The organism is Pseudomonas sp. ENNP23, assembly GCF_001728945.1.
In the GTDB taxonomy this organism is placed as follows: Bacteria; Pseudomonadota; Gammaproteobacteria; order Pseudomonadales; family Pseudomonadaceae; genus Metapseudomonas; species Metapseudomonas otitidis.
This window is the reverse complement of sequence record NZ_LYSP01000080.1, coordinates 1-9,818: the sequence shown is the minus strand read 5'-3', so window position 1 is coordinate 9,818 and position 9,818 is coordinate 1. Positions and strand designations below refer to the sequence as shown.

10 protein-coding genes are annotated in these 9,818 nt (G+C 68.7%); 5 read left to right on the top strand and 5 right to left on the bottom strand.

What is annotated here, in order from left to right; genetic code table 11:
- Positions 1 to 295 precede the first annotated feature (295 nt).
- The 3 genes from A9G05_RS25810 to A9G05_RS25800 form a co-directional block, all read right to left on the bottom strand.
- Positions 296 to 1,255, bottom strand: a complete 960-nt coding sequence (locus A9G05_RS25810; protein WP_069563654.1) for a FecR domain-containing protein — start codon at positions 1,253 to 1,255, stop codon at positions 296 to 298.
- Positions 1,256 to 1,317: 62 nt separating this feature from the next.
- Positions 1,318 to 1,839 (bottom strand): RNA polymerase sigma factor, encoded by a 522-nt coding sequence (locus A9G05_RS25805; RefSeq protein ID WP_069563653.1) that lies wholly within the window; start codon positions 1,837 to 1,839, stop codon positions 1,318 to 1,320.
- A 67-nt stretch (positions 1,840 to 1,906) separates the two neighbouring features.
- Positions 1,907 to 2,788 (bottom strand): formate/nitrite transporter family protein, encoded by an 882-nt coding sequence (locus A9G05_RS25800; protein WP_069563652.1) that lies wholly within the window; start codon positions 2,786 to 2,788, stop codon positions 1,907 to 1,909.
- A gap of 133 nt (positions 2,789 to 2,921) precedes the next feature.
- On the opposite strand from A9G05_RS25800, the gene A9G05_RS25795 reads away from it, so the two are divergent.
- The 3 genes from A9G05_RS25795 (at position 2,922) to A9G05_RS25785 (ending at position 6,071) form a co-directional block, all read left to right on the top strand.
- Positions 2,922 to 3,665: an AAA family ATPase gene (locus A9G05_RS25795; protein WP_069563651.1), complete on the top strand. Its 744-nt coding sequence runs from the start codon at positions 2,922 to 2,924 to the stop codon at positions 3,663 to 3,665.
- Positions 3,666 to 3,696: 31 nt separating this feature from the next.
- The gene (locus A9G05_RS25790) at positions 3,697 to 4,128 is read left to right on the top strand and encodes a hypothetical protein (RefSeq protein ID WP_069563650.1); all 432 of its coding nucleotides are present in this window, start codon (positions 3,697 to 3,699) and stop codon (positions 4,126 to 4,128) included.
- A 272-nt stretch (positions 4,129 to 4,400) separates the two neighbouring features.
- Positions 4,401 to 6,071: a methyl-accepting chemotaxis protein gene (locus tag A9G05_RS25785; protein WP_069563649.1), complete on the top strand. Its 1,671-nt coding sequence runs from the start codon at positions 4,401 to 4,403 to the stop codon at positions 6,069 to 6,071.
- Here the strand turns inward: A9G05_RS25785 and A9G05_RS25780 are convergent.
- Both A9G05_RS25780 and A9G05_RS25775 read right to left on the bottom strand, forming a co-directional pair.
- The gene (locus A9G05_RS25780) at positions 6,056 to 6,367 is read right to left on the bottom strand and encodes a cyclic-phosphate processing receiver domain-containing protein (protein WP_044399400.1); all 312 of its coding nucleotides are present in this window, start codon (positions 6,365 to 6,367) and stop codon (positions 6,056 to 6,058) included. The genes A9G05_RS25785 and A9G05_RS25780 overlap by 16 nt on opposite strands.
- Positions 6,368 to 6,370: 3 nt before the next feature.
- Positions 6,371 to 6,952 carry a hypothetical protein gene (locus tag A9G05_RS25775; protein ID WP_069563648.1) on the bottom strand — a complete coding sequence of 194 codons (582 nt, stop codon included), beginning with the start codon at positions 6,950 to 6,952 and terminating at the stop codon, positions 6,371 to 6,373.
- A gap of 188 nt (positions 6,953 to 7,140) precedes the next feature.
- Here A9G05_RS25775 and A9G05_RS25770 point away from each other — a divergent pair, with 188 nt between their 5' ends.
- A complete protein-coding gene (locus tag A9G05_RS25770) occupies positions 7,141 to 8,550 on the top strand; it encodes an aspartate aminotransferase family protein (RefSeq protein WP_069563647.1) in 1,410 nt (469 codons plus the stop codon).
- Between the two features lie 18 nt (positions 8,551 to 8,568).
- A complete protein-coding gene (locus A9G05_RS25765; protein WP_069563646.1) occupies positions 8,569 to 9,546 on the top strand; it encodes a TauD/TfdA family dioxygenase in 978 nt (325 codons plus the stop codon).
- Positions 9,547 to 9,818: the final 272 nt, after the last annotated feature.

The window sequence follows — 9,818 nt, the reverse complement described above, 5'->3', positions numbered from 1 at the left end:
TTTTTCTATCCACCAATTGCGTTCGCCGTGACCACGCAGGGTGGACCGATGAAGCGCGGTCCCCCTACGTCCTGGCAAGGATCACCTTTGCCGTGATGAGAAGTCCGACGCCCTATCTGACCTCGCGTCGCTACGGCAAATGGACATGGAATTTCCCACGCAGGCACCGTCGTAGCCCGGGCTTCAGCCCGGGGAATCCGCGCGCAAGACGCCCGGCCCGTTCCGCCAGCAAACGCGCAGGGGCCCGCATCCGAGACAGTCATGTGGCGTGGAGAAGGGCGGCAGCGCGCCGGGGTCAGTCGATGACCACCAGCGCGGGGTACTCATGCAGGCTGGCTGCGGTGATGTCCGCCAGGGCGCGGACCACGGCGATGGGGTCGTCGAGGCGGTAGTTGCCGGTCACCGCGCGCTCGCCCAGGCGCTCGTCGGTGTTGATGATCCAGCCGGGGTAGTAGCGCCGCAGCTCCGCCAGCACCTCGCGCAGCGGACAGTCCTGGAACACCAGGCGCCCACGCACCCAGGCCAGGTCCCCGGCGTCCAGGCGGCGCCGATCACTGAAACCACCCGGGCCGATGCGCACGCTGTCGCCGGCAGCCAGGCTCATGCGTGCGTCGCTGCGGCGGGAACGCAGATCCAGTTCGCCGCGCTCCACGCTGACCTCGGCTTCGTCCCCCAGGTAGCGCACGGCGAAAGCGGTGTCGCGCACCGACAGGCTCACGGGGCCGGCCTCTACCTCGAAGGGGCGGTTAGGGTCCTTGGCCACGTTGAAATAGGCCTCGCCCTGCAGCAACCGGGCGCTGCGCTGGGTGGAGTCGATGTCGGCGGCAAAGGCCGTGCGGGTGTTCAGCAACACCCGTGAACCGTCGGCCAGCTCCACGGTCTGGCGCTGACCGGTGGCGGTCAGGTGGTCGGCCTGCACGCGCAAGACCAGCTCGTTGTGAAAACCCACGCCCACCGCCAGCAGCACCGCAGCCGCCAGGCCCCACAACGGGCGCAACCGGCGGTTGGCACGGGGGCGGGCGAGGGTGGGTTCCAGCCGGGCGGCAGCCTCACCCAGCAGCGGGGCGTTCCACATCCGCCGCGCGGCCTCGAAGGCACGGGCGTGCTCGGGGGATTGTGTGCGCCAGCGTTCGAAGCGCTGGCGGCACTCGTCATCGGCCTCGTCCAGCAGGATCAGCCAGTCCAGCGCCTCGCCCAGGCAGGCCGGGTCCACCGCTGGATGGGCATCGGAAGCAGGGCGGTGTTCGTCGGGCACGGGCGCGTCCTCGGGGCGTGGGGCGCCTATTCTTGTCGAACCCGGGCAGGAGCGAAACCCTGTCATGTGGGCGGGTCCAGCCGGCTCATCAGGGTGATGCACAGGGTCATGATCAGTTTCAGTTCCTTCTGCACCGTGCTGGGCGAGACGCCGAGCTGTTCGGCGATCTCGCCGTAGCTCAGGCCATGCAGGCGGCTGAGCACGAAGGTCCGCTGCTGGCGGGGCGTCAACTGACCGAGGGTGTCGCCCAGGCGCTCCAGCAGGCGCTCGGCATGCAGGCCGTCCTCGGTGGAGGAAGTGGGGGCCGCCACGGCCTCGATCACCGCCTCGGGCACGTCCTCCAGCAGCGTCCGTGACTGCATGCGCACGCGCCGCAGGTGATCCAGGGCCAGGTTGCGCCCGGTCTGGAAGAGGAACGGCTCCAGATGGTCGATGGGCCGCTCGTGGAGGGTCCGCGCCACCCGCAGGTAGGTTTCCTGCACCAGGTCCTCGGCCACGCTTGGGCTCTTCACCATGCGGGCCAGGGTGCGCAACAGCGGCATGCGCTGGGCGAGGAATACGGCATCGAGGTTGGAAGGGGTCACTGCGACATCCGGCCACCAGAAAGCCGCAAATGATAATTGCTTTTATTTGTGTTGGATAGCGGCCCACTCAGCCCCGCTTGCGCTGCCCTGGCGCCTCCGCCTCCGCCGTGCGTGCATCGTCCAGGCGGCGTGTGTCGCTGCGTACCTGGGCGTGACTGATCAGGGCGAAGATCAGGCTGCCGCCGACGATGTTGCCCGCCAGGGTGGGGCCGGCGAAGTCGAGCCAGAAGGCTGCCCAGTCGAGGTGCCCGGCGAACACCAGGTAGGACACCTCCGCCGAGCCGACCACGATGTGGGTGAAGTCCCCCAGGGCCATCAGGTAGGTGACGAGGATGATCAGCAGCGGCTTGGCGCTTTCCTGGGAGGGGATCATCCACACCAGGGTGGCGATCATCCAGCCGGACACGATGCCCTTGGCGAACATCTGCCCGTTGTCGTTCTCCATCACCTTGCGGCCGATGCCGAGGAAGGCACGGTCCGTGGCGCCGTCGAAGATCGGCAGATGCAGCATCACCCAGGCCACCAGCAGGGTGCCGGCCAGGTTGCCCGCCAGCACCACGCTCCACAGGCGCAGCAGACGGCCGAGGTTGTGCAGGGTGGGCTGGCTCATCAGCGGCAGCACGGCGGTCAGGGTGTTCTCGGTGAACAGCTGCTGGCGCGCGAGGATCACCGCCAGGAAGCCCGCCGAGTAGCCCAGGCTGGCGATCACCTGGCTGGCAGGGGTGTCCGGCAGGCGCGCATGCAGCAAGCCCATCGCCATCAGCGACAGGCCCATGGTCAGGCCCGCCGCCAGGGCCGACCACCACAGTGCGGCGGCCTTGCGCTCCAGTTCCTGGTCGCCCTGGGTACGGATGATCTCGTGGAGCACCGCCGCACGGGGCGGCTGGTTCTCGTTCACGTCCTGGCGTTCGCGGGGGGACAGCCCCGGTGTCTTGCCGTCTTCGCTCATGGCGGGCTCCTGCAGGTGATGCAGGGTTGATCCTCGCAAGCGGTGATTGGTTCGGCTGCGTTTCGTGCCGCTCGGCGGCTGGTGGAAGGGCCCGCCGCTGGCTAGGATGGCGGCCTTTTTACGGAGGCCCGCGATGGACACGCGCTACCTGATCGACATGCGCCTGAAGGCCGACAAGGCCGAGGGCCGCCGCGACTACCCCTATTCGCTCCCTGCGGTCAGGCACCTGGGGCGCCTGGAGTTCAGCCCCACCGTGACCTTCCTGGTGGGGGAGAACGGTTCGGGCAAGTCCACCCTCATGGAGGCGCTGGCGGTGACCCTGGGCTTCAACCCCGAGGGAGGCACCCGCAACTTCAACTTCGGCACCTGGGCTTCCCACTCCGAACTGCACCAGGCCCTGCGGGTCGGCAAGGGCGTGCGCCGCGCCCGCGACGGGTTCTTCCTGCGGGCGGAGAGCTTCTTCAACGTCGCCACCGAGATCGAGCGGATGGACGCCGAGCCCGCCCCGGCGCCGCCGGTGATCGACTCCTACGGCGGGCTCTCGCTGCACGAGCAGTCCCACGGCGAATCCTTCTTCGCGCTGATGATGAATCGCTTCGGCGGCAAGGGCGTCTACCTGCTGGACGAACCCGAGGCCGCGCTCTCGCCCCAGCGCCAGTTGGCGATGCTGGCGCGCATCCACGACCTGGTGAAGGACGACTCGCAGTTCGTCATCGCCACCCACTCGCCGATCCTCATGGCCTACCCGGGCGCCTGGATCTACCAGTGCGGCCCCCAGGGCTTCGAACGGGTGGACTACGACGACACCGAACACGTGCGGGTGACCCGGGGCTTTCTCGCCAACCCCGCGCGCACGCTGCGCACCCTGCTGGATTGAACCAGCCCGCGACCCACGGACGGCCCCGACCATGGACGACCTGTTTCCCAACCCCTTCCTGCTGGCCGGTGGCGCACTGAGTGCGCTCGCCGCGCTGCTGCACCTCGGCTGCATCCGCTACGGCGCGCCCTGGTACCGCTTCTTCGGCGCCGGTGAGCGCATGGCGCGCCTGGCCGAGGCCGGCAGCCCGTTCCCCACGCGGGTGACCCTGGGCATCACCCTGGTGCTCGGCCTGTTTGCGCTGTACGCGGTCTGCGCCGGGCTCGGCCGGCTGCTGCCCCTGAGCCGCCTGGTCCTGGGCGGGGTCGCCGCCGTCTACCTGCTGCGCGGGGTCGGCGGGCTGGCGCTGATCCCTGTCGGGCTCGGCCGCAGCCCGGCATTCTGGCTGTGGAGTTCGCTTATCTGCCTGGCCCTCGGCGGTTTGCACCTGGCGGGAATGCTGCAGGTCTGGCCGGCGCTCTGAGGCTGTTTCCAGGCGCGCCAGGCTGACGGCCCGGGGCGCGTGATGGCGGTGTGCCCATCCAGCGTTAAGCGGGAAATGCCGCCCCGCAGCGTCAGGGCGTTCGATCCGTCTTGCACCGCTTTTCCTACAGGCCCGACAGGGCCTGCGCCACAGGCGGCCCGGCATCCACCGGCCGCCTTCGCTTCGGTTCCGCCTCTTTCGCGTCGCCTCCTGAACAGGGCTGGGCCCTGTGCTAGAACCCGGAGCCAGTTCAGTGACCGGAGGGGTGCGAAATGAAGGGATTGTCCATCAAGCAGAAGATTCTCGGGCTGGCCATGTTGCCACTGCTGTTGCTCGCGCTGGCCGGCGCCTGGACCGGTTTCGACCAGGCCCGTGACCTGCGCGACCTGGGGCGCGACACCCTGCGCCAGTCGCTGCTGGATGCGCGCCGCGACCAGTTGGCCAACTACATGGAACTGGCCCTGTCCGCCGTCGAGCCGGCCCTTGCGCGGGGCGAGCCGGAGCGGGCCAAGGACCTGCTGCGCGCCCTGCGCTTCGACGGCGACAGCGGCTACTTCTTCGTCTACGACACCCACGGCGTGCAGGTGGTCAGCGGCGACAACCCCTCGCGGGAAGGCAACGACTACTGGAGTTCCAGCACCCCGGACGGACGCGCCCTGGTGCAGGAGTACATCGAGGCCGCCAAGCATGGTGGTGACTACCTGGAATACGGCTGGACCAAGCCGGGCCAGGACGCCCCATCCCCCAAGCTCGCCCACGTCGTCCCCGTGCCCGGCACCGACTGGGTGCTGGGCACCGGCTTCTACATCGACGACCTCGACGCCCTGGTCGCCGCCCTCGACCAGGAGTTCGCCGAAGCCTTGCGCCAAAGCCTGCTGCGCGGCGGCTTCTCCGTCGTCCTGCTGCTCGGCCTGGTGGTGGGGCTGGTGATGCTGCTGGTGCGCAGCATTCATGCACCGCTGGGCCAGGCCGTCTCCACCATGGAGGACATCGCCCGGGGCGAGGGCGACCTGACCCGCCGGCTGGACGAATCCAGCGGCCATGAACTCGGCGCCCTGGCCACCTCCTTCAACCGCTTCGCCGAACAGGTGCGCCACCTGGTGCGGCAGACCCGCGAGTCCTCCGACACCCTGGGCCGCGCCAGCGAAGAGCTGGAAGCCTTCATGGCCGGCATCGGCCAGGGCATCGACACCCAGCACCGCGAGAGCGGCCAACTGGCCACCGCCACCGAGGAAATGTCCGGTGCGGCCCAGCAGATCGCCGGCAGTGCCTCCAGCGCCGCCCAGGCCGCCCGTGATGCCGAGCACCGGGTGGACGAGGCACGCAGCCTGGTGGGCGGCGCCACGGCGGAAATCTGCGGGCTGGAAGGCCAGGTGGCGGAAGGCGTCGCCACCATCCGCCAGCTCGGCAGCGAGTCCGAGCACATCGGCGGGGTGCTGGACGTGATCCGTGGCGTGGCCGAGCAGATCAACCTGCTGGCGCTCAACGCCGCCATCGAAGCGGCCCGTGCCGGCGAGCAGGGGCGTGGGTTCGCCGTGGTGGCGGACGAAGTACGCACCCTGGCCGGCCGCACCCAGAGCAGCACGGCGGAAATCCAGGGGATGATCGAGCGCCTCCAGGGCGGCGCCCGCGAGGCCATCGCCGTCATCGAACAGATCCGCCAGGGCTGCGCCCGCAGCGTCGCCGAAGTGGCCCGGGTCGGTCAGGCCCTGGAGGCCATCAGCGAGGCCGCCGGCATCATCAACGGCATGAACGCGCAGATCGCCGACGCCGCTGCCGAGCAGACCCGGGTCTGCGAATCGATCAACCACAACGTGCACCAGATCGTCACCATCGCCCAGCACACCGCCGAGAGCAGCCACACCGCCAACGGCATCACCCAGCGCCTGGCCGAAATGGCCGGCGGCCTGCAGCGCCTGGTAGGACGCTACCGCGCCGATTGAGCGTTGCGCGCCGCCAGCGCTTCGATGGCCCGCACCCCGGCGCGCATCCGCGCCACGGCGGCGGAATTGGCCGAATGCACATGGATGTGCGGCGGCACGAACCCCCGCAGCGCCACCGCCTCCTCGATCCACAGGATCACGTCGTAGCCGGTGCCACGCTGGTCATCGCCCAGGTCGTGGTCCAGGCTCAGTTCGCTGACCTGGCCGGTCTCCAGCAGCGCGATCACCTCATCCGGCCACCAGGCACGGACCCAGCCCTCAGGCGTGGCGCGTTCGTCGTCCAGATAGACCTTCATCGCTCAGGCCCCTGTTGACCAGCTGTAGAGCAGCCAGGCGTTACGGGTTTCGCATAAATAGAGCTTCTCGTTCCAGCTGTCCTGCAAGGCCAGCACCGGTACTGTCAGCTGCTCGGGGAGGATTGGTGTATCCAGCGGCTGCGGCTGGCCGTCGAGGAAGATCCCCCAGTAGTCGCTGTGGTACGGGCGTCGGGTGTCGGCGCGTCGCTCGAGAATTGCGTTGCGGATGGCATCCCCCATGCTGGTGATCTCCAGGGTCGCTTCCTGCGGGTTGATGCTGGTAGGGCGGGCATCGACGAGCTGCGGTAATAGCCAGTGCTTTATCAGGTCGTCGACATGCTCTGGAGTCGTTTCCTCCATCGCCCATTCCTGCACCCGGTGTAATTCGTGATTGAGCAGCGCGACCAGTGCCTGGGCAGACGTCGCACCGCTCGATCTGGCGCAGTGGTAAAGCCTGGCGTCGCACAGGCCTTCGTCGAAGGTGCGGAACTCCAGCGTCTCCACCCGGATGGCTAAGGCATTCAGAAGGTGCTGGCGCATCAGGCCAGGTGTGGTGAGCAGTTCGTCTACAAGAAAGCGGTTCACTTCGATTCCATTCGGTGTGCAGTCAGTCGGGCTTCGGGCGAGGCCGCGCAGTTTAACGTGTGCAGCAACGGGCTACACACGCTCCGTCTAAATCCCCACCTTCACCCATCGTCTTCTGTGCACACGGCCGGTATGCGCCACACGCACCCGGCCCGGAGCCAGATGCCACTTTCATCGAGGGTCGAAGGATGCACGTCGCCACCAGCCTCACCACCAGCCAGCCGCACGCCGTTGCCGAAGACGAGACGCTCTACCAGTTCGAAACCTCACCGCTGCTGGCCCGCCAGGCCCGGCAGGAATCCAATGCCCGCAGCTACCCCCGGCGCATCCCCCTGGCGCTCAAGCGCGCGCGTGGGCTGTATGTCGAGGACGTCGAGGGCCGCACCTTCATCGACTGCCTCGCCGGTGCCGGCACACTGGCCCTCGGGCACAACCACCCGGTGGTGATCGACGCCATCCGCCAGGTACTCGACGACGAGCTGCCGCTGCACACCCTCGACCTCACCACCCCGGTGAAGGACCAGTTCGTCCAGGACCTCTTCGGCCTGCTGCCCGAGGGCCTGGCCCGCGAGGCGAAGATCCAGTTCTGCGGCCCCACCGGCACCGATGCCGTGGAAGCCGCGCTGAAGCTGGTGCGCACCGCCACCGGGCGCAGCACCATCCTCTCGTTCCAGGGTGGCTACCACGGCATGAGCCAGGGCGCCCTGGGGCTGATGGGCAACCTCGGGCCGAAGAAGGCCCTGGGCGCCGTGCTCGGCAATGGGGTGCAGTTCGCCCCCTATCCCTATGACTACCGCTGCCCCTTCGGCCTGGGTGGCGAGGCTGGCGTGCGCGCCAACCTGCATTACCTGGAGAACCTGCTCAGCGACCCCGAGGCCGGCGTGCTGCTGCCGGCGGCGGTGATCGTCGAAGCGGTGCAGGGGGAGGGCGGCGTGGTGCCGGCGGACATCGAGTGGCTGCGCGGCCTGCGCCGCATCACCGAGAAGGCCGGCGTGGCGCTGATCGTCGACGAGATCCAGAGCGGCTTCGGCCGCACCGGCAGGATGTTCGCCTTCGAGCACGCCGGCATCATTCCCGACGTGGTGGTGCTCTCCAAGGCCATCGGCGGCAGCCTGCCGCTGGCGGTGATGGTCTACCGTGAGTGGCTCGACGCCTGGGGGCCGGGCGCCCACGCCGGCACCTTCCGTGGCAACCAGATGGCCATGGCCGCCGGCTCGGCGGTGATGCGCTACCTCAAGGAGCACGACATCCCCGCCCACGCTGCCGCCATGGGCGAGCGCCTGGCCGGCCACCTGCGCGAACTGCAGCGCGACTACCCGCAACTGGGCGACATCCGCGGACGCGGGCTGATGCTCGGCGTGGAACTGGTGGACCCCACCGGCACGCCGGACGCCCTCGGCCACCCGCCCACCTACAGCGCCCTGGCCTCGCGCCTGCAGGCCCAGTGCCTGAAGCGCGGGCTGATCCTCGAACTGGGTGGCCGCCACGGCAGCGTGGTGCGCTTCCTGCCGCCGCTGATCATCACCGCCGACCAGGTGGACGAAGTCGCCCGCCGCTTCGCCCGGGCCCTGGCCGCAGCGTTGCAGGAAGCGGCCTGAGGCCGCCGGGAGATCGCCATGAGCACCTTGCTGGAACTCCTCGCCCGGCCCCTGCTGCCGGGCGCGGGCAACCTGCCGCTGCTGGTCCAGGCCCCGGAGCCGGGGCTGGACCTCAACGAGGCGCTGGAGCCGATCCGCGAGCTGGTGGACCGCCACCTGCTCAGCGCTGGCGGCATCCTCTTCCGCGGGTTCGACGTGGGCGGCGCGGAAGCCTTCCGCCGCTTCGCCGCGGGCTTCGGCCACCCGCTGCTGAACTACGAGTTCGGCTCCACCCCGCGCACCAACGTCACCCAGGGCGTGTACACCTCCACCGAGTACCCGCCGCACCAGAAGATCCCGCTGCACAACGAACAGGCCTACACCCGCGAATGGCCGATGAAGATCTGGTTCTACAGCATGGTCGCCGCCGAGACCGGAGGCGAAACGCCCATCGCCGACAGCCGCGAGGTGTTCCGCCGCATCGACCCGCGCATCCACGATCGCTTCACCCGCCACGGGCTGATGTACGTGCGCAACTTCGGCAACGGCCTCGACGTGCCCTGGGAGCAGGTGTTCAACAGCGACGACCCGGCGGTGGTGGAAGCCTACTGCCAGCGCCACCGCATCGCCTGCGAATGGAAAGAGGACGGCGAACTGCGCACCCGCCAGGTGTGCCAGGCCGTCGCCCGCCACCCACGCACCGGGGAGGACGTCTGGTTCAACCAGGCGCACCTGTTCCACGTCTCCAACCTCCCCCCGGAGGTGCGCGAGAGCCTGCTGGAGATCGTCGAGGAAGAGGACCTGCCGCGTAACGTCTACTACGGCGACGGCTCGCCCATCGAGGACGCCATCCTCGACGAAGTGCGCGGCGTGCTCGACGACTGCACCATCGCCTTCCCCTGGCAGGAAGGCGACGTGATGATGCTCGACAACATGCTCGCCGCCCACGCCCGCAGCCGCTTCACCGGCGCACGCAAGGTCATCGTCGCCATGGCCGAGGGGCATGGAGCCGATTGATCGGCTCACCCAAGAGAAGGGTGAGAGCAATCTGGTGCGCATTCCGGGGTATTTCCGGGATGGAAGGGTTGGGCAGGGACAAGGGCCCCTTCAGAAGGCTGAGCGTAATCGTTGCAGAGGGGGTTGAGCGGCATGGATGCCGCGAGAGACGCGTCAGGCCATGGATGGCCTGTCGCGGCGTACCCCCGGCGCAATGATGTAGCGAGGGTAGTTTGGCGAAGCCAAACCCGCATGTAGGGGCCAGACCTTTTGGTTTCTTTTGGGGCGATTGC

Coding starts and splice junctions, on each gene's coding strand:
- A9G05_RS25770 (WP_069563647.1), top strand. CDS start 7,141: ATGCACGTCGCCACCAGCCTCACCACCAGCCAGCCGCACGCCGTTGCC.
- A9G05_RS25785 (WP_069563649.1), top strand. CDS start 4,401: ATGAAGGGATTGTCCATCAAGCAGAAGATTCTCGGGCTGGCCATGTTG.
- A9G05_RS25795 (WP_069563651.1), top strand. CDS start 2,922: ATGGACACGCGCTACCTGATCGACATGCGCCTGAAGGCCGACAAGGCC.
- A9G05_RS25780 (WP_044399400.1), bottom strand. CDS start 6,367: ATGAAGGTCTATCTGGACGACGAACGCGCCACGCCTGAGGGCTGGGTC.
- A9G05_RS25800 (WP_069563652.1), bottom strand. CDS start 2,788: ATGAGCGAAGACGGCAAGACACCGGGGCTGTCCCCCCGCGAACGCCAG.
- A9G05_RS25790 (WP_069563650.1), top strand. CDS start 3,697: ATGGACGACCTGTTTCCCAACCCCTTCCTGCTGGCCGGTGGCGCACTG.
- A9G05_RS25765 (WP_069563646.1), top strand. CDS start 8,569: ATGAGCACCTTGCTGGAACTCCTCGCCCGGCCCCTGCTGCCGGGCGCG.